Origin of the sequence: Bacteroides sp. M10 (assembly GCF_014334015.1) — a bacterium.
Lineage (GTDB): Bacteria > Bacteroidota > Bacteroidia > Bacteroidales > Bacteroidaceae > Bacteroides > Bacteroides intestinigallinarum.
Genome location: NZ_CP060488.1, coordinates 6,575,629 through 6,594,511 on the forward strand (window position 1 = coordinate 6,575,629; position 18,883 = coordinate 6,594,511).

At 42.1% G+C, this 18,883-nt stretch carries 22 protein-coding genes and 1 tRNA gene; 13 read left to right on the plus strand and 10 right to left on the minus strand.

All coding sequences use genetic code 11. From position 1 onward, the window contains the following. Positions 1–30: 30 nt before the first annotated feature. The 6 genes from H8796_RS24530 (at position 31) to H8796_RS24555 (ending at position 4,393) form a co-directional block, all read left to right on the plus strand. The gene (locus H8796_RS24530) at positions 31–810 is read left to right on the plus strand and encodes a DUF6249 domain-containing protein (RefSeq protein ID WP_117935392.1); all 780 of its coding nucleotides are present in this window, start codon (positions 31–33) and stop codon (positions 808–810) included. Further along, the gene (locus H8796_RS24535; RefSeq protein WP_004297960.1) at positions 807–1,358 is read left to right on the plus strand and encodes an RNA polymerase sigma factor; all 552 of its coding nucleotides are present in this window, start codon (positions 807–809) and stop codon (positions 1,356–1,358) included. Before H8796_RS24530 ends, H8796_RS24535 begins: the two co-directional genes overlap by 4 nt. Next, positions 1,339–1,668: a DUF5056 domain-containing protein gene (locus H8796_RS24540; protein WP_117935394.1), complete on the plus strand. Its 330-nt coding sequence runs from the start codon at positions 1,339–1,341 to the stop codon at positions 1,666–1,668. The genes H8796_RS24535 and H8796_RS24540 overlap by 20 nt, the downstream gene beginning before the upstream one ends. 120 nt (positions 1,669–1,788) lie before the next feature. Further along, entirely contained in the window at positions 1,789–3,060 is a 1,272-nt protein-coding gene (gene cls / locus H8796_RS24545; RefSeq protein WP_187344008.1) for a cardiolipin synthase, read from the plus strand. A gap of 39 nt (positions 3,061–3,099) precedes the next feature. Next, positions 3,100–3,894: a thymidylate synthase gene (locus tag H8796_RS24550; protein ID WP_117935396.1), complete on the plus strand. Its 795-nt coding sequence runs from the start codon at positions 3,100–3,102 to the stop codon at positions 3,892–3,894. A gap of 4 nt (positions 3,895–3,898) precedes the next feature. Beyond that, positions 3,899–4,393, plus strand: a complete 495-nt coding sequence (locus tag H8796_RS24555; RefSeq protein WP_008998801.1) for a dihydrofolate reductase — start codon at positions 3,899–3,901, stop codon at positions 4,391–4,393. A gap of 3 nt (positions 4,394–4,396) precedes the next feature. Here the strand turns inward: H8796_RS24555 and H8796_RS24560 are convergent, their stop codons facing one another. After that, on the minus strand, positions 4,397–4,876 hold the full coding sequence (locus tag H8796_RS24560) for an Lrp/AsnC family transcriptional regulator (RefSeq protein ID WP_004297952.1): 480 nt from the start codon (positions 4,874–4,876) through the stop codon (positions 4,397–4,399). A gap of 152 nt (positions 4,877–5,028) precedes the next feature. Between H8796_RS24560 and H8796_RS24565 the strand changes: the two genes are divergently transcribed. Together H8796_RS24565 and H8796_RS24570 are read left to right on the plus strand one after the other, a co-directional pair. Further along, positions 5,029–6,306: an IgA Peptidase M64 gene (locus H8796_RS24565; protein ID WP_117935398.1), complete on the plus strand. Its 1,278-nt coding sequence runs from the start codon at positions 5,029–5,031 to the stop codon at positions 6,304–6,306. Between the two features lie 43 nt (positions 6,307–6,349). Continuing rightward, entirely contained in the window at positions 6,350–6,892 is a 543-nt protein-coding gene (locus H8796_RS24570; protein ID WP_117935400.1) for a GNAT family N-acetyltransferase, read from the plus strand. Positions 6,893–7,011: 119 nt separating this feature from the next. Here H8796_RS24570 and H8796_RS24575 read toward each other — a convergent pair whose 3' ends face one another. From H8796_RS24575 to H8796_RS24615, 9 genes are all read right to left on the minus strand, one after another. Next, positions 7,012–7,482: a biopolymer transporter ExbD gene (locus H8796_RS24575; protein ID WP_004315772.1), complete on the minus strand. Its 471-nt coding sequence runs from the start codon at positions 7,480–7,482 to the stop codon at positions 7,012–7,014. Positions 7,483–7,485: 3 nt separating this feature from the next. Further along, on the minus strand, positions 7,486–8,079 hold the full coding sequence (locus tag H8796_RS24580) for a biopolymer transporter ExbD (RefSeq protein WP_117935401.1): 594 nt from the start codon (positions 8,077–8,079) through the stop codon (positions 7,486–7,488). Positions 8,080–8,115: 36 nt separating this feature from the next. Then, entirely contained in the window at positions 8,116–8,601 is a 486-nt protein-coding gene (locus tag H8796_RS24585; protein ID WP_117935403.1) for a hypothetical protein, read from the minus strand. Positions 8,602–8,607: 6 nt separating this feature from the next. Then, entirely contained in the window at positions 8,608–9,408 is an 801-nt protein-coding gene (locus tag H8796_RS24590) for a MotA/TolQ/ExbB proton channel family protein (protein ID WP_004312432.1), read from the minus strand. 74 nt (positions 9,409–9,482) lie between these two features. Next, a tRNA-Ser gene (locus H8796_RS24595) sits at positions 9,483–9,570 on the minus strand. Positions 9,571–9,690: 120 nt separating this feature from the next. After that, positions 9,691–10,467, minus strand: coding sequence for a TatD family hydrolase (locus H8796_RS24600; RefSeq protein ID WP_117935405.1), 777 nt, complete (start codon positions 10,465–10,467; stop codon positions 9,691–9,693). Continuing rightward, complete coding sequence (locus H8796_RS24605) at positions 10,461–11,177, minus strand: hypothetical protein (RefSeq protein WP_008998813.1); 717 nt, start codon at positions 11,175–11,177, stop codon at positions 10,461–10,463. The genes H8796_RS24600 and H8796_RS24605 overlap by 7 nt, the downstream gene beginning before the upstream one ends. A 15-nt stretch (positions 11,178–11,192) precedes the next feature. Then, on the minus strand, positions 11,193–12,167 hold the full coding sequence (locus H8796_RS24610; RefSeq protein ID WP_008998814.1) for a polyprenyl synthetase family protein: 975 nt from the start codon (positions 12,165–12,167) through the stop codon (positions 11,193–11,195). Between the two features lie 69 nt (positions 12,168–12,236). Beyond that, positions 12,237–12,920 (minus strand): energy transducer TonB, encoded by a 684-nt coding sequence (locus H8796_RS24615; RefSeq protein WP_008998815.1) that lies wholly within the window; start codon positions 12,918–12,920, stop codon positions 12,237–12,239. 216 nt (positions 12,921–13,136) lie between these two features. On the opposite strand from H8796_RS24615, the gene cmk reads away from it, so the two are divergent. The 5 genes from cmk to H8796_RS24640 all read left to right on the plus strand — a co-directional run bounded on the left by cmk (position 13,137) and on the right by H8796_RS24640 (position 18,586). Continuing rightward, a complete protein-coding gene (cmk, locus tag H8796_RS24620; RefSeq protein WP_117935419.1) occupies positions 13,137–13,823 on the plus strand; it encodes a (d)CMP kinase in 687 nt (228 codons plus the stop codon). Positions 13,824–13,831: 8 nt separating this feature from the next. Continuing rightward, on the plus strand, positions 13,832–14,701 hold the full coding sequence (locus H8796_RS24625; protein ID WP_117935407.1) for a 4-hydroxy-3-methylbut-2-enyl diphosphate reductase: 870 nt from the start codon (positions 13,832–13,834) through the stop codon (positions 14,699–14,701). Positions 14,702–14,900: 199 nt separating this feature from the next. After that, positions 14,901–15,881, plus strand: coding sequence for a 6-phosphofructokinase (pfkA, locus tag H8796_RS24630; protein ID WP_004297914.1), 981 nt, complete (start codon positions 14,901–14,903; stop codon positions 15,879–15,881). A gap of 512 nt (positions 15,882–16,393) precedes the next feature. Beyond that, entirely contained in the window at positions 16,394–16,903 is a 510-nt protein-coding gene (gene tnpB / locus H8796_RS24635; protein WP_117932120.1) for an IS66 family insertion sequence element accessory protein TnpB, read from the plus strand. Positions 16,904–16,972: 69 nt separating this feature from the next. Then, a complete protein-coding gene (locus tag H8796_RS24640) occupies positions 16,973–18,586 on the plus strand; it encodes an IS66 family transposase (RefSeq protein ID WP_117932118.1) in 1,614 nt (537 codons plus the stop codon). The last annotated feature ends 297 nt before the right edge of the window (positions 18,587–18,883 follow it).

Consider the following 18,883-nt stretch of genomic DNA (forward strand, 5'->3'; position numbering starts at 1 on the left):
GACAAAGAAATAAATTAAAAAACTATTGATATGAAAAATTTTCTATTAGCATTGATGGTTGTACTGACCACTTGCACACTGGCTGTTGCCCAGACTACCGTTGTTCGTGATTCCATCGGGAAAGTAAAAGTAACTGTGACCAAAGACAATAAAGCAAATACGAACAATACTGCTGTCACAGTGATTGGTGTAGACACAGCAGATGCTGATTCTGCAGACGTGAATGCAAACTCAAGTAATGTTAGCACCACTCATGGTAAAGCCAGCTTCACATTCGATTCGGATGACAGCGATTTCCCCTTCCACAATGTTAGTGCCGGCGGAGGTATTCTGGTAGCAATCATAGCAATCGTTGCCGTATTCGGATTTCCGGTATTCATTCTATTTGTAATCTTCTTCTTCCGTTATAAAAACCGGAAAGCACGTTATCGCCTTGCCGAACAGGCACTTGCTGCCGGCCAACCGCTTCCGGCAGAGTTTATCCGCGAAACCAAAACTGTCGATTCGCGTTCACAAGGCATCAAGAACACCTTTACGGGTATTGGTCTTTTCATCTTCCTCTGGGCAATCACCGGCGAATTTGGAATTGGAGCTATCGGCTTACTCGTTACATTCATGGGTATCGGACAATGGATTATCGGTAGTAAACAACAGACTCAAGACGCAAATGCTACCCGGATGTATACAGGTAATAAGGATGAAAAAAAGAACCCGAATAACGTTAGAACCGATAGTTTCGAAATCATCCCTTCCGAATCCGAAGAGAAAGACAATGGAGTAAACGAAGAAAAGAACGACGAGAATAAATGAGCCAACTCAATGATATATCGTTAGTCGCACAGGTCGTGGTGTTCAAGAACACCAGGGCCTTCGACCAGTTGGTGAAGGAGTACCAGTCGCCCATCCGGCGATTCTTCCTCAACCTGACTTGCGGCGACAGCGAATTGAGTGACGACCTTGCGCAAGATACATTTATCAAAGCGTATACGAACATTGCCTCTTTCCGGAACTTGTCAAGTTTCTCTACGTGGCTGTATCGTATTGCTTATAATGTTTTTTATGATTATATTCGCAGCCGGAAAGAGACAGCCGACTTGGATACAAGAGAAATAGACGCCATCAACAGCACCGAACAGGAGAATATCGGGCAAAAAATGGATGTCTACCAGTCGCTCAAAATGCTTAAAGAAGTGGAAAGAACCTGCATCACGTTGTTCTACATGGAGGACATTAGTATCGACAAAATTGCAGGGATTGTAGGAGTACCGTCAGGGACAGTGAAAAGCCATCTGTCACGCGGGAAAGAAAAATTAGCAACGTATTTAAAACAAAACGGTTATGACAGAAATAGACAATGATAAGCTCTTGCGCGATTTCTTCGCAGAAAACAAGCAGGAAATGGCAGATAACGGATTCAGTCGCCGTGTCATGCACCACTTACCCGATCGTAGTAATCGCCTGGCTCGTATCTGGAGCGCTTTCGTGATGACTGTGGCGGCCGCACTTTTTGTATGGTTAGGCGGATTGGAAGCAGCTTGGGAAACCATAAGAGAAGTATTTATCGGTATGATTAATCATGGCACTTCCAGCCTTGATCCGAAGTCAATTATTATCGCAGCTGTTGTACTATTATTCATGGCTACACGAAAGGTTGCTTCGATGGCATAATTAACTCCTGGAAAGAAGCTGTTTCGTTAAAGAATGATAAATTTGCCCTTGTTAGCAAAGGAGCCCAAACTTAGATATCGTATCTTTGTTCTTCTGTAAACTAAAAGAGTGAGAAGAGTTTTGAAATTACGTATATTTATTTTATTTCTGTTCCTGCCTATATTGAGTGTTCAGGCAGGTATCATCGACAGTCTGATGATACATCCCAGGGACTCAATCGGATTAACCAGCGATTCCCTTGTGCTACGCTATTTACAAGAATCGGGAATCCCTATATCTGATAATAATAAGGTAAAACTGCTAAAAAGCGGACGGGAGAAGTTTATCGATTTGTTTGAAGCCATCCGGGAAGCTAAACACCACGTCCATCTGGAATATTTCAATTTCCGAAATGACTCCATCGCCAATGCTTTATTTGCTCTGCTGGCCGAAAAAGTGAAAGAAGGGGTCGAAGTACGAGCTATGTTCGATGCATTCGGAAACTGGTCGAACAATAAACCACTTAAAAAGAAACATCTCAAGAAAATACGTGAACAAGGAATCGAGATTGTTAAGTTCGATCCGTTCACTTTCCCTTATATCAATCACGCCGCCCATCGCGATCACCGGAAAATAGCTGTCATCGATGGAAAAGTGGCATATACCGGTGGTATGAATATCGCTGACTACTACATTAACGGACTACCCAAAATCGGAACTTGGCGTGATATGCACACACGCATTGAAGGGGATGCTGTCAATGATCTGCAGGAGATATTCCTAACGATCTGGAATAAGGAAACCAAACAGAATGTAGGTGGAGCCGCTTATTTCCCCAAACATAAGGAACAAACGGACAGTACGAATATTGTGGTAGCAATCGTAGACCGTACCCCGAAAAAGAATAGCCGTATGTTAAGCCACGCTTATGCCATGAGCATCTATTCAGCCCAAAAGAATGTTCATATCGTCAATCCTTATTTTGTACCGACTTCTTCAATCAAAAAGGCGTTGAACCGGACAATCGACCGAGGCGTAAATGTTACAATCATGGTTTCTTCTGCCTCCGATATCCCGTTTACTCCGGATGCCGCACTTTATAAGTTACACAAACTGATGAAAAGAGGAGCTACTGTCTATATGTATAACGGTGGATTTCATCACTCTAAAATAATGATGGTGGATGATTTGTTCTGTACAGTTGGCACTGCCAACCTGAACAGCCGCAGCTTGCGCTATGATTACGAAACTAATGCTTTCATCTTTGATACCAAAATAACGGGTGAATTAAATACAATGTTCCGGAACGATATCGAGCATTGCACTCAACTAACGCCTGAATTCTGGAAAAAGCGCTCCCCGTGGAAGAAGTTCGTCGGCTGGTTTGCTAATTTATTCACTCCATTTTTGTAATTTTGTGCGGAGAATCATTTTCACCACAACTTATTCATTATGAAACAATACCTGGATTTACTCAATCGTGTACTAACCGAAGGTACAGAAAAAAGTGACCGTACCGGAACCGGAACCATCAGCGTTTTCGGTCACCAAATGCGTTTTAATCTTGATGACGGTTTCCCGTGCCTGACAACCAAGAAACTACATCTGAAATCAATCATATACGAATTGCTTTGGTTTCTGCAAGGTGATACTAATGTGAAATATCTTCAGGAACATGGAGTGCGCATCTGGAACGAATGGGCGGATGAGAACGGCGACTTAGGACATGTTTATGGTTATCAATGGCGTTCATGGCCTGACTATAACGGTGGATTTATCGACCAGATCAGTGAAGTGGTGGAAACAATCAAACATAATCCGGATTCACGACGTATCATTGTAAGCGCCTGGAACGTAGCAGATTTGAATAATATGAATTTGCCTCCCTGCCATGCTTTCTTTCAGTTTTATGTAGCAAACGGACGGTTGAGCCTGCAACTGTATCAACGCAGTGCAGATATTTTTCTGGGTGTTCCTTTTAATATTGCATCATACGCATTATTGCTGCAAATGATGGCACAAGTGACGGGACTGAAAACCGGAGATTTTGTTCATACCTTCGGTGATGCACATATCTACCTGAACCACTTGGAACAAGTGAAGCTCCAATTATCACGTGAACCTCGTCCATTGCCACAAATGAAGATCAATCCGGATGTGAAAAGTATCTTTGACTTCAAATTTGAGGACTTTGAATTAGTGAACTATGACCCGCATCCGCATATTGCAGGAGCAGTAGCCGTGTAACTTTATGAGTAAAATATCTATCATTGCTGCCGTAGACCGCCGTATGGCTATCGGCTTCGAGAACAAACTTCTTTTCTGGTTACCCAATGATTTGAAACGTTTCAAAGCATTAACTACCGGAAACACCATACTGATGGGACGCAAAACTTTCGAGTCACTACCGAAAGGCGCATTACCCAATCGCAGAAACATCGTTTTATCTTCCAACCCGGCTACAGAATGTCCCGGTGCGGAAGTTTTCCCTTCACTCGAAGCAGCTTTGCAAAGTTGTAAAGAGGAGGAACACATTTATATTATAGGAGGAGCAAGTATTTATCAGCAAGCTCTTTCTTTCGCTGACGAACTTTGCCTGACAGAAATAGATGATATGGCTCCCGAAGCCGACGCCTATTTTCCGGAAGTATCGCCAGAGATGTGGCAAGAAAAAAGCAGAGAAGCTCATCCTGCGGATGAGAAACATCTCTGCTCCTATGCTTTTGTTGATTACGTGAGAAAATAACGATTAATCTTCATCTTCTATGTCGACCATGATTGGCATCTGCCGCTTAATGGCTTCATGGAAGGAGATTAATGTCTCGGTACGCGCCAAACCCAATGGTTGCAACTTATCGTGAATAATACTCAATAAGTGATGGTTATTCTTTGCGTAAATTTTGATAAACATATCGTATTTTCCGGTAGTGAAATGACATTCCACCACTTCGGGGATAGCTTCTAAAGCTTTTGTTACCGAATCAAAGGATTCGGGATCTTTCAGATATATACCAATATAAGCGCAAGTCTCATATCCGATTTTCTCGGGGTCGATGACATATTCCGAACCTTTTAATATACCTAAATTAGTAAGCTTCTGAATACGCTGATGGATTGCAGCGCCGGAAACATTACATGCTCGTGCTACTTCCAAAAAAGGAATACGCGCATTCCCTGCAATCAGTTTCAGAATTTGCTCATCTAAAGCATCTAATTGATGATGTCCCATTTTTGAATCAAATTGTTTTTATCAATGAATCTTTTATGCAAAGTTAGCGATTTTTCGACAACAAATACTATAATCTATTACTTTTATTTGCAGAAAGCGGATAAGTCAACAATAGTTCGTACCTTTGCGAAAAACATAAATATACCATTAATATGAAACATATTTGCTGTATTATTCTGTGTTTCTGTACTTCTATAGGAAGTTATGCACAGAATTTTGCTGATTATTTTCAGAACAAAACATTGCGAGTGGATTATATCTTTACCGGGGATGCTACACAACAGGCTATTTATCTGGATGAGCTATCACAACTTCCTACCTGGGCAGGACGTCAACATCATCTTTCGGAACTTCCATTGGAAGGTAACGGACAAATTATAGTGAAAGACCTTGCCAGCAAACAGTGTATCTACAAAACGTCATTCTCTTCTTTGTTTCAAGAGTGGCTGTCCACAGACGAAGCTAAAGAAACAGCCAAAGGATTTGAGAATACTTTCCTTCTTCCTTATCCTAAACAGCCTGTGGAGGTAGAAGTCACTTTATATTCTCCGCGAAAAAAAAGATTGGCTACCTATAAACATATCGTGCGTCCGGATGATATATTGATTCATAAACGGGGGGTATCACATGTCACTCCGCATCGGTATATGCTTCAAAGTGGTAATGAAAAAGACTGCATAGATGTTGCCATCCTTGCAGAAGGATACACAGAAAAAGAAATGGATATTTTCTACCAGGATGCCCAACGTACCTGCGAAAGTTTGTTTTCGTATGAGCCGTTCCGCTCCATGAAGGGTAAATTTAATATTGTTGCCGTAGCCAGTCCTTCTACGGACAGTGGTGTCAGTATTCCCCGCGAAAATCAGTGGAAACAAACGGCGGTTCACTCTCATTTCGATACTTTTTACTCGGACCGTTATCTGACTACCAGCCGGGTAAAGTCTATCCATAATGCATTGGCAGGCATCCCCTACGAACATATCATTATCCTGGCTAACACGGATGTATATGGTGGTGGTGGAATATACAATTCGTATACGCTGACCACGGCCCATCACCCGATGTTCAAGCCGGTAGTCGTGCACGAATTCGGACACAGTTTCGGTGGACTGGCTGACGAATATTTCTATGATGATGATGTGATGACAGATACTTATCCGCTGGATGTCGAACCATGGGAACAGAATATTTCAACGCGTGTGAACTTCGCTTCCAAATGGAAAGATATGCTTCCGTCAGGTACCCCGATCCCGACCCCTATTGCTGAAAATAAGAAATATCCCGTAGGAGTATATGAAGGAGGTGGCTACTCTGCCAAAGGCATTTATCGTCCGGCTTATGACTGTCGCATGAAAACAAACGAATATCCGGAGTTTTGTCCGGTTTGTCAACGTGCCATCCGTCGAATGATTGAATTTTATGTTCCTTAATGGAATACAATTATATTATTGTCAAACTTAAAACCCAAACCTCATGATTAGACTTCAACCAATTAGTACGTCGGATCTGCAACATTACAAATTCATGGAAGAGCTTCTAATTGATTCGTTTCCACCGGAAGAGTACCGTCAGTTGGAACAACTGCGCGAGTACACTGATCGTACGGGCAACTTTCATAATAACATCATCTTTGATGATGACCTGCCAGTCGGCTTCATTACCTATTGGGATTTTGACAGTTTCTACTATGTAGAACACTTTGCAACCAATCCCGCCCTGCGAAATGGAGGCTATGGAAAACGCACGCTGGAATACTTGTGCAATTATTTGAAACGCCCGATCGTATTGGAAGTAGAACGTCCGATAGAGGAAATGGCAAAACGACGTATCAGCTTTTATCAACGTCAAGGCTTTACGCTGTGGGAAAAAGACTATAGCCAACCTCCTTACAAACCCGGAGATGATTTTCTACCCATGTATTTAATGGTACACGGAGAATTGGATTGTGAAAAAGATTTTGAAACAATCAAGAATAAAATTCATACGGAAGTATACGGAGTAAAAAATATAATATGAAGAAAGACTTATAAAAATTTAATCTGCAAAGTTACTTATATTGATTTTAAGAATATATAAAAAGAAAGGATATCCAAACAGATTGGACACCCTTTCTTTTTATATATTAAATTAACTAATTACTTCTCACCACGTTTCGTAGCCGAATAGTTAATCTTCAAAGCATAAGATTTTCTAAGAGCATTTTTTACGTCAGTAATAATACCCATCTTTGTCTTTTGATCTACTTTCAGAGACACAGTCATTTTAGCTGCATCACCTTCATTCATACTTGCACGTTCCTGGAAAATGAAGTCTTGTACTTCACCAACTTCAGCATAGCTGTCGTTGAGCTGAATACGACTTTCAGTACCCATTTTCGCGCGATATTCTTGTGTAGGTTCCCCTACATAGATGAATGTTACCAGCGATTTCTTCTCCAGTTTTTCGAGTTCAGTACCTTGCGGAAGTGTAAACTGCACCTTTAATGTTACCTCACGCATTGTTGTTACAATCATAAAGAAGAACAACAAAGTAAAGATAAGGTCAGGCAACGAAGAAGTATTCAATGCCGGCATTTCACGTTTACCAGTCTTATTAAATTTTCCCATTACTTACTTCTTTTTTTCTCCGTACTTTTTAGGTTCTGCCTCAGAAATTCTCTGCGGATAAATTTCACGAATCGCCTTTTGTTGATCGTCATTCAATTCCGCATATGTCTTTTGCCATTTTTCCTGAGCCAACTCGTCTCTCAATTCATTGTATGCAGCCACCAATTCGTTCTGCACACTGATATATGCCTGATAAGAAGATCCACGGTCATTCTGCAAAGAAATTACATGCTTGTCATTAACCAGATATGTGCCGAAGAATTCTACATTCTTCTGTGTTTTTTCAGGCATGTGTTCTGCATTAGCAACATTAGCAATAAATTCTTTAGCTCTTTCTCTTAGCTCATCAACACCGATATAATCATTTCCGCACATCAAGGCATCATCCTTATTCAGGTATACCTGTAAGACGTTACGTTCTTTGATCTTATCTGTGTTCTGTTGGTCTTGATCTTCGGGTGGTGGAGGCAAAAGTCTTGCCAAACCACGGTCCGTATCCATTGATGTCGTAATCAAGAAGAAGATCAGCAACAAGAAAGCAATATCCGCCGTAGAACTTGAGTTAATATCAGGAACTTTTCTATTTCCTTTTGCCATTTTTAATCACTTATTTAATTGAGTGTCCTCAATTGATTACGATAATTTTTTCTTTATACCACTCGCGATGATTGCAACAATAGTTACAAACAACAAGATGTAGATAGAATAAAGGAACATATCAGTTATTTTCAGCCAGAAAGGAACGTTGTCAGTACCACTATAGCCAGGGATCTGCATCGGTGTACCATCACCCATAGACCAAGCTACAATTAAAACAACAACTAAAAGAACCAAACCAAGCAAAGATTTGATAGCATTTGCCGGATTATCTTTCAAAGCTGCGCCAAACTGGAATATAGCAGCAATCACAGTGGCAGCAACAGCTACACCAAACAAAACGTACATCAGATAGAGTAAGGCGTCTGTTTGAGCTGGTTGCCACATCTCGGGATCTACCCCCGGAATCAAGGCATCGCCAGTGGCATCTCCTCCTAAGAAGAACAAGCCGATAACGATCAGAATAATAGCAAACATCGCATACAGTGCGTAATACGATATTCTATATGTTAACTTACTCATTTCAGATTATTTTTTGTATTTCAAGTTATATTTGATTACCATATCAAGCAAAGAGATAGAAGAATCTTCCATTTCACTTGTAAGAGCCTCAATTTTAGAAAGTACGTAGTTATAGAATACCTGAAGGATCAATGCTACGATCAAACCGAAGATAGTTGTAATCAAGGCAACTTTCATACCACCTGCAACAACCGTCGGAGAGATATCACCTACCTGCTGGATCTTATCAAATGCCTGCACCATACCGATTACAGTACCCAAGAATCCGAGTGACGGAGCCATTGCGATAAACAGTGTGATCCAAGAACATCCTTTTTCAAGGTAACCTGCCTGTACACCACCATAAGATACAACTGACTTCTCAACTACGTCGATACCTTGATCGATTCTCATCAAACCTTGGTAGTAGATAGAAGCAACCGGGCCTCTGGTGTTACGAGCAATGTCTTTAGCAGCTTCAACATCACCTTTTTCCAAAGCAGCTTCGATAGATGCCATGAATTTTTTTGTGTTGATTTCAGCCAAACTCAAATAAATGATACGTTCAATACAGAAAGCCAAACCGATCACCAAAGCGATAGCTACCAAACTCATGAAAGATGCAGTACCTTCGATGAATTTAACTTTGATTTCCTTGTGAATACCACCCTCTTCTGCAGCAGGAGCAGCAGCTGTAGTAGCTTCAGCGGCAGGAGCAGCTTGTTGTTCAGTTTGTTCTGCTGCAGGAGCGTCTTGAGCCTGAGCAAGTTGAATTGAGCCAAAAGTGAAGGCCCCAATCACAGCAACAATTGCAAATAACTTTTTCATTGTGTGTCTAATTTTTAAGATTAATTAATTGATTATTATTATTGTATTTACTTCTCATCTCTCTTTCATTTCCGCGGAGAGACGGGGATTCGAACCCCGGATACGCTTTTGGCGTATACACGCTTTCCAGGCGTGCCTCTTCAACCACTCGAGCATCTCTCCCTCTGAGTTTTCAGCATTTTCAGCTACAAATGTATTCTTTTTTTTCTTTTCAAGAAGCATTCTCCCTCTTTTATCTCGAATAAATACGGCAAATTAATATAATTTAAAACCTTTCGAACCTTATTTGCGGATTCCGAACACTTTTAGCGCATTCACAGAAGTGACCTGTGCCACGTACTCCGGATCCCTCTGATAAATATCAGCCACCTTCATGAGTGTGTCTCTCACATTGGCACTTTCATTCCTCTTTCCCCGGTTCGGCACGGGAGCCAAATAGGGAGAATCGGTTTCGAGCACAATGCGCTCTAAAGGAACAGTCGTCAATGCCTCCGGCAAAGTCGATTTCTTGAAAGTTACAACTCCATTGATACCTAACATAAATCCTTCAAATTCCAACAATTTCGCCGCTTCTTCCGATGTCCCGGTAAAACTATGAAAAATGCCGGTCAATGGGGTATTTTTATAGGGTTCCATTACCTTATATATATATTCAAACGCTTCTCTTGAATGGATTACAATGGGAAGACCATATTCCAGCGCCCACTCTATTTGCTTTTCAAAAACCAAGATTTGCTCTTTCAGAAAAGTCTTATCCCAATAAAGATCAAGACCTATTTCTCCGATAGCCACAAACTCATGGGAAGTCGACAAGTATTTGTGAACAATCGCTAATTCCTGTTCATACGATTCATTGACAGAAGTGGGGTGCAATCCGATCATCGGATAGCAAAATCCCGGATAATCCCTACAAACCGACAACATAGCATCAATGGTCGTGCTGTCTATATTGGGCATAAATATATAGGAAACTCCTGCTTTTCTGGCACGTTCCATCACCAGAGGCAGGTCTTCGGTAAATTCTTCAACAAAAAGATGAGAATGAGTATCGATCAACATGATATTTCTTTTTCTTCTTTTATTTTTTCGCTGGAGCGATAATAATATATCAGCCCATAATCGCGACATTTTTCTAATCGGGTATCATTGGGAGTGACATCCTGGTATTTGGCTTCTACCTGATTCCAGATATCCAAAATCAATTCATCCGCACGGTCACGCATGGACGCCAGTTCATCAAGACTACGATTGGTTAATGCCTGATAGTTCTTCTGCCGTTCATAGCTATCCAGGAAAATATCATAATGCACTTTCACACGTGCAATAGTCGGATTATAAATAGGTATGCCACCTTGAGTGGTCCTTAGTTGTTCGCCTTCGATTATTTTCTTCCCCCACTCTACCAGTGAGGCTTCACTCAACAGGTCTGGTACGGTATTGGAAGCAGGCAAGCCATATAACTCTTTATGTGTTACCTTGATTTCATCACGAAGCACTGCCAAATTGAGCACCTGAATAAAATGAGAGATATAGAGCCGGGCAGTCTTCACATTCATCTGATGTTTACGGCTGGCACGCGACTGATTATCGTAGCACTGTGTATAATAAATTTGCGCTGCCTCAAACCGATGCAAGAAGTTGCGCGCCTCAAATAATGTCTTCAATGTAATAGCCAAGTCACGCACATTATACATCTCTCCCTTTTCGACAGCCGCTTTCAGCGCCCGAACTCTTGCTTGATCTGTATTTGGTAGTCGTCTATAAGGCATATCTCCGATACTTAACTACATTTCACGATACATTAATAATTTCACCAGATTCTTCAGTTCTTTTTTTCTGTCTTCCGCAACAGCTACCGCCGCCAGACTTTCCATAGCGAACGTATAATATTCACGCATTTTGCTTTCACAGATATTGCGGATATTCAACTGATTATAGATTTCAGTTACCGCTTCGATTTTTTCAGTCGGTTGAAAAGCTTCAGCATTCAACCAACGATTCAATTCAGCATGCTGCTTTTCATCCGCACGGTTCAGTGCTTTGATAAGCATATATGTTTTTTTATTGCAGAGGATGTCTCCACCTATCTTCTTCCCGAACACTTCCGGATCACCATATACATCCAACAAATCATCCTGCAACTGGAATGCTACTCCGATATGCATTCCAAAATTATATAGATTCTCTGCATCTTCAGCAGTCGCTCCTGCCAGAATTGCACCTATTTTAAGACTACCCGCAAGCAATACAGCTGTTTTCAAACGAATCATTTCAATGTATTCGTCTTCTGTGACGTCACAGCGAGATTCAAATTCCATATCCAGTTGCTGTCCTTCACAGATTTCGAGTGTAGTCAGACTGAATAAATCCATCACTTCTTTCAGGTGTTCCGGTGGACAACCCGTCATATACCGAAATGCCAGAATCAGCATAGCATCTCCCGAAAGTACAGCAGTATTATCATTCCAGACCTTGTGCACGGTAGGTTTCCCTCTGCGCACATCCGAACGATCCATCAAATCATCATGCAACAAGGTGTGATTGTGATAAACTTCAATTGCAGTGGCAGGATCGTATATAGACGCAACATCCTCCCGATACAAGTTATATCCCATCAACATTAATACAGGACGTATCCGCTTCCCACCCAGAGAAAGGATATATTCAATCGGTTCATAAAGCCCTTTCGGCGTCCGGGTAAACTGGATTTCAGAGATATGATTATTTATCTTATCGAGTAATTGAGAAGCTGTAAACATGATGAATAAAAAAATTAATGAATAAAAAGAGGCTGCCGAAAGCAGCCTCCCAATTTATAGTGTTACAAATTACTGCAATCTAAACATCACAGGAACCGTAAATTTAACACGTACCGGTTTTCCGCGCTGCATACCTGGTTTCCACTTCGGCATGGTATTAATCACACGGAGGGCTTCTTTATCCAGATACGGGTCGACGCTACGTACAACCTTCGCATCTACAATACTACCGTCTCTGTTAACAACGAACTGTACGATAACACGTCCTTGAGTTCCGTTTTCCTGTGCAATAGTCGGATATTTAATATTTTTTGCCAGATACTGCATCAAAGCGGCTTGTCCGCCCGGGAAGTCCGGCATGTTTTCTACAACCTCGAAAATTGTCTGTTCTTCCGGCTCTTCTTCAACAACCTGTACAGGCACGTATTTTACTTCTACGCGAGCTTGATTATCTTCATTGATAATAGTTGTTGTTTCCTCAATCTGAGCTTTATCATCTACAATCTCCAGCAACTCGGCTACTTTCGGAGCTTCGGGTGGTGGCGGAGCTTGTTGTTCAGGGGTTTCGGTAATAGGAATGATTTCCTCTTCAAACACGACATCAGCTACTGCTTGGCTTGTATCTATCTTCACGTCACGCTGGGTCCATTCGAACGCCACGAACATGAAAGCTAGAACTACCACGTAACCAATGAGCAGCCATGTTGACTTCTTGCCTTCCAGGTCTGCCTTGGGTGATTTTTTAACTTCCATAAATTTATTAATATAATGATTAAAAAAAAATGTCTTCCATGTGTCTCTGGGCAAATATAGTACATTTTCATAGATTCATTCCCCTCTTCACCTCTTTTTATCCGGCTTTTTAACTTTTTTAATTCTTTCGTACTTGTCTTGCTCCTTTTAACGGCAAAGCTATGGTTGATTTTCAAATTTACCGTATCTTTGGCGGACAAATCAGATGAACTGAATATGAAAAAGATAACAATTGCAATCGATGGCTTTTCCTCTTGTGGAAAAAGTACAATGGCCAAAGATCTTGCCCGCGAAGTGGGTTACATTTACATTGACAGCGGAGCCATGTATCGTGCGGTCACTTTATATAGTATAGAGAACGGGATTTTCAACGGAGACGTGATCGATACGGAGAAACTGAAAAAAGAAATCAAGAACATTCGTATATCTTTCCGGCTGAATAAGGAAACCGGACGTCCCGACACGTATCTGAACGGCGTGAATGTGGAGAATAAAATCCGTTCAATGGAGGTTTCTTCCAAAGTGAGCCCTATCAGTACACTTGACTTCGTACGTGAAGAAATGGTGGCGCAGCAACAGGCAATGGGAAAGGAAAAGGGCATTGTCATGGATGGCCGGGATATAGGAACTACCGTTTTCCCGGATGCGGAACTGAAAATATTTGTAACCGCTACTCCCGAAATCCGTGCTCAACGTCGTTATGACGAGCTGAAAGCAAAAGGACAGGAAGCCAGCTTCGACGAAATTCTGGAAAACGTGAAACAACGGGATTATATCGACCAGAATCGGGAAGTAAGTCCACTTCGCAAAGCTGAAGATGCTCTGCTTCTGGATAACACCCACTTATCGATTGAAGAGCAAAAGGAATGGCTTTTCGGACAATTTAATAAGGTAAGTAAATAGTTTGCTTTATGATCAAGGTAGAGATAGACGAAGGTTCCGGCTTCTGCTTTGGTGTGGTGACAGCCATTCATAAGGCAGAAGAGGAGTTGGCAAAGGGAGAGACTCTCTATTGTCTCGGAGATATTGTACACAATAGCCGGGAAGTGGAAAGGCTTAAAACGATGGGATTAATCACGATCAACCGGGAAGAATTCAAGCAACTGAAGAATGCCAAGGTATTGCTTCGCGCACATGGAGAGCCACCGGAAACTTACATGATTGCCCGTGAAAATAATATAGAAATTATCGATGCGACCTGTCCGGTAGTATTACGTTTGCAAAAACGCATCAGACAAGGGTATCTGACAGACAGTGACAAAGAAAAACAAATTGTCATATACGGCAAAAGCGGTCATGCTGAAGTGCTGGGATTGGTGGGTCAAACAGATGGAAAAGCAATTGTCATCGAAAAGGCAGAAGAAGCCAAAAAGTTGGATTTAAACAAAAGCATCCGTCTTTTCTCACAGACTACCAAGTCACTGGACGAGTTTCAGGAAATCGTGGAATACTTCAAACAACATATTTCACCGGAGGCGACTTTCGAATATTACGATACTATCTGTCGTCAGGTTGCCAACCGGATGCCTAAGCTCCGGGAATTTGCGGCTACACACGATTTGATATTTTTCGTCAGCGGCAAAAAGAGTTCAAACGGAAAAATGCTGTTCGAAGAATGTTTGAAGGTGAATACCAATTCACATTTGATAGATAACGAGAACGAAATAGATCCTTCTCTCCTTCAAAACGTAAATTCAATTGGCGTATGTGGTGCGACTTCTACTCCTAAATGGTTGATGGAGAAGATTTACAATCACATTCGGACACTCATCAAAGAATAACAGCTTTATTCTGACAAAGAATAATAGCAAAGCAACATAAGGAAACGGCAAAGTAACATGAACGAATAAAAGGAAAGCGGAAAAAGGTCATTTGAACATTTTTAATGTTTTCTTCTTACGAAAAAAAACTTCATAACCACTGCTTTCAACTTTTTGTTGTACATTTGCCGCGTCAAACTAATTAATGAGAGATTGTTATATGGGAACAGTTAAGTGTATCGGAATTTTGACCTCCGGAGGTGATGCTCCGGGAATGAACGCTGCTATACGTGCAGTGACACGTGCAGCCATCTACAATGGATTGCAAGTTAAAGGTATATACAGAGGATATAAAGGTCTGGTTACAGGTGAAATCAAAGAATTCAAGAGTCAGAATGTGAGTAATATCATCCAGTTGGGTGGTACTATCCTGAAAACGGCACGTTGTAAGGAGTTCACGACTCCGGAAGGTCGTCAGTTGGCTTATGACAACATGAAAAAAGAAGGCATCGATGCTTTGGTTATCATTGGTGGAGATGGCTCACTGACAGGTGCGCGTATCTTTGCACAGGAATTTGATGTTCCATGTATCGGACTGCCGGGAACTATTGACAACGACCTTTATGGTACAGATACGACCATCGGATATGATACTGCATTGAATACCATATTGGATGCCGTAGATAAGATTCGCGACACAGCCACTTCACATGAACGTTTGTTCTTCGTTGAAGTTATGGGACGTGATGCCGGTTTCCTTGCGTTGAACGGAGCTATCGCTTCGGGTGCGGAAGCTGCCATTATTCCGGAATTCAGTACGGAAGTCGACCAACTGGAAGAGTTTATCAAAAACGGATTCCGCAAATCAAAAAACAGTAGCATTGTATTGGTAGCCGAAAGCGAACTGACAGGAGGAGCCATGCATTATGCCGAACGTGTGAAAAACGAATATCCGCAATATGATGTACGTGTGACGATTTTAGGTCACCTGCAACGTGGTGGTAGCCCTACCGCTCACGACCGTATCCTGGCAAGCCGCCTTGGTGCTGCTGCTATCGATGCTATTATGGAAGATCAACGTAATGTTATGATCGGAATCGAACACGACGAAATCGTCTACGTACCGTTCAGCAAGGCTATTAAGAATGACAAACCTATCAAAAGAGATCTTGTTACTGTATTGAAAGAGCTTTCGATCTAATTTTTTTATTCTAAAGAGTTTATTTTTACTGATATATGACGACAAAGAGCGGTGAATGATGGGATAACCCCATTTATTCACTGCTCTTTTATTTATATAATGTGGTATAGAGATGAACTACAACTACATCACCGAGCACATTCACATATATTAATTTAGCGGTTCTTATTGTCAGACCATTATTTCATGATTTACCCTCCCGTATATCCTATCCGCCCAGTTTTACTTACCTTTCGTGACAGATCCCCATTAAACAAGCATTATACAGCCGTTATACTTCTATTATCCGGTAAGCATTGTTCAATCAAGATGCCGGTATTGGTAGTTCACCACGGCCGTGGTAAGTATTCGTCACGGCCGTGGTAGCATCTCACCACAGCCATGAAGAGATCTCACCACGGCCGTGACGAACTACTAATAGCGGCATCTTAAGTAAGCATTCGGGCTCGTGCGTGTTTCTTTCCCTTCTTTTCTTTCCTACCTTTGTGCCTTCATAATCATCTTAATCCATTATGTGTTCAGTATTAGTATTTTCTAGTGAAAGTGAAAAGCTGCGTAGTCTCTTATCCGAGTCTAACCATTTTGATTCTGTTCTTTTCATATTTGATGGTGGTCGTCGTTATAAAGTTTCGGCTTCCAGTCTTGGCATCCATTCTCCTCAGGATCTACTTCTCCCCTTAGGTCTTGGTCTTTTCCGTAACAGTCCTTTCTGGTCTTATTACCTTTATCCCAATGGTTGTAATTTCCATAAAGGTATTGACGGTCTTTGTGGCGAGGTCATCCGGCACACGGGTTCTTGCGTGTCAGAGCAGAGTTGTCATATTTTTCTTGACCGTTCCCGTAGCAGATTGCATATCCTCTATCGGTGCGAGGACGAATACCGACTGGAATGCCGTCGTCTGAACCACAGTTCTTTCTTCTTGAAAAAGGACGAACGGAAAAGAGATTTTCTTCAAATTTCCTGGAATCGCCTGAATGAGCTGCTTACTGTTAAAAAGTATCGGAAAACAGTTGAAAAGTAATCTCCCATCCTACAAGCCGTACAGGTTTATTTTGATAACTTTGCCACATAATAAAAAAGTGGATATGCAGTGAAAGAACCAGTCATTACCTTTACTTTGGAAGAGTACGAAGAGTTGCGCAAGGAACGTGAACGTCTTGAAAAGGAACATGCGGAACTTCAGAGAAAATACGCAGCCTCTTTGCAGGAGTATTCCCGCCAAGTTGAGGAAATCTCAGCCTGTACAGCCGTCATTGCTGACCTGAGATGGAAATTGGCTGATTTGACACGCCGTTTATGGGGTAAATCCAGTGAAAAACGTCATCTTCCCGAAGATGCCAACCAATTGAGCATCTGTTTTGAATCTCCGTCCGATGTCAATGACCCGGTAGCGGAGGAGCAGAAAACGGCTGAGAAATCTGCCCGGTCGGAGAATGGTTACAATCGTTTCCGTAAGAGCTTCACCCAAAAGATTACTCCCCACGCCCGTAAGCCCATCGATCCGTCCCTTCCCCGTGAAGAAATCATCATTCCCATGCCGGAAGGTCTTTCTCTGGAGGGAGCGACGAAGCTGGGGGAGGAAGTGAGCGAACAATATGCCGTCAGCCCTGCCCGATTCTATGTGAGACGCATCATCCGTCCTAAATACCGGCTTGCCGACGGTCGTATCATAACTGCTCCCATGCCCGTAATGGCACACCCTCACAGCAATGCCTCGGAGAGTGTACTGTCCCACATTGCCACCGCCAAATATTACGATCACCTGCCTCTGCACAGACAGCTGGACATTTTTGAGCGTGAAGGCATCCATCTGAGTCCTTCCACCGTAAGTAACTGGATGATGGCTGCCGCACAGCGTTTGGAGCCGATCTACAATGAGCTTCGTGAACTGGTTAAGGACAGTTATTACGTCATGGCCGATGAGACGCCCCACCCCGTACTTGAAAGCGACCGACCCGGTGCTCTTCATCGCGGGTATATGTGGAACTTCTATCTGCCCCGGTTTCATACCCCCTTCTTTGAATATCACAAGGGGCGTGGCAGCAGCGGAATAGACACACTGCTGGCAGGACAGGTCCGCGTGGTACAGAGTGACGGCTTTGCAGTATATGACGAGTTCGACACGCTACCCGGAAAGTTGCACTTGTGCTGTTGGGCACACGTCAGGCGCAAGTTTGTGGAAGCGGAAGGAAATGACCCTCCCAGAGCAAGGTATGCACTTGAACAAATAGGCAGACTGTATGCTGTGGAGGAGGAAATCAGGATAGAACATCTGGAAGGCGAGGCTGTAGTAAAGCTTCGCCGGGAAAAATCGTACCCTATTATCAAAGGACTGGAAAAATGGTGCAAAGAGGAATATGAACATACGGTCGATAAATCGCCTGTTGCCAAGGCCATATTCTATATGTACACACGCTTTGAACAACTGTCCGGATATGTCAATGATGCACAGTTCTGCATTGATAATAATCCGGTGGAGCGTTCTATTAGACCGTTGACTGTAAACAGAAAAAATACACTCTTCTCCGGATCGCATGAGGCAGCACACGCAGCGGCAATATTCTTTTCACTGATGGGATGTTGCAGGGAAAATAAGGTGAACCCAAAACTATGGATGCAGGACGTGGTGATTAGAGTACAGGATAAAGAAAGAGAAGAGAAAAACGACTACTCCGATTTACTGCCATTTAATTGGAAAGGATAAACAAGAAAGGTTTATAAAGTCAAAAGCCAGACGTACTCCGTCTGGCTTTTGACTTTATAAGAGTTTGGAGAGAATACGCACGAGACCGAATGCTTACCATCTTAACATAACTATACCGGCATCCCAACGCAACTATACCGGCTACTCTCGTTATAAAACCTCACTTAATCAACCTTAAAACAAGCTACTTGATAAGAAGTCAAGCCTGACAATAAAAGTTCATATATTTTATTGTCAGGATATTATCAGCATCTATTGTCAGGATATATAAAATTGATATTCAACAACTTAAATACT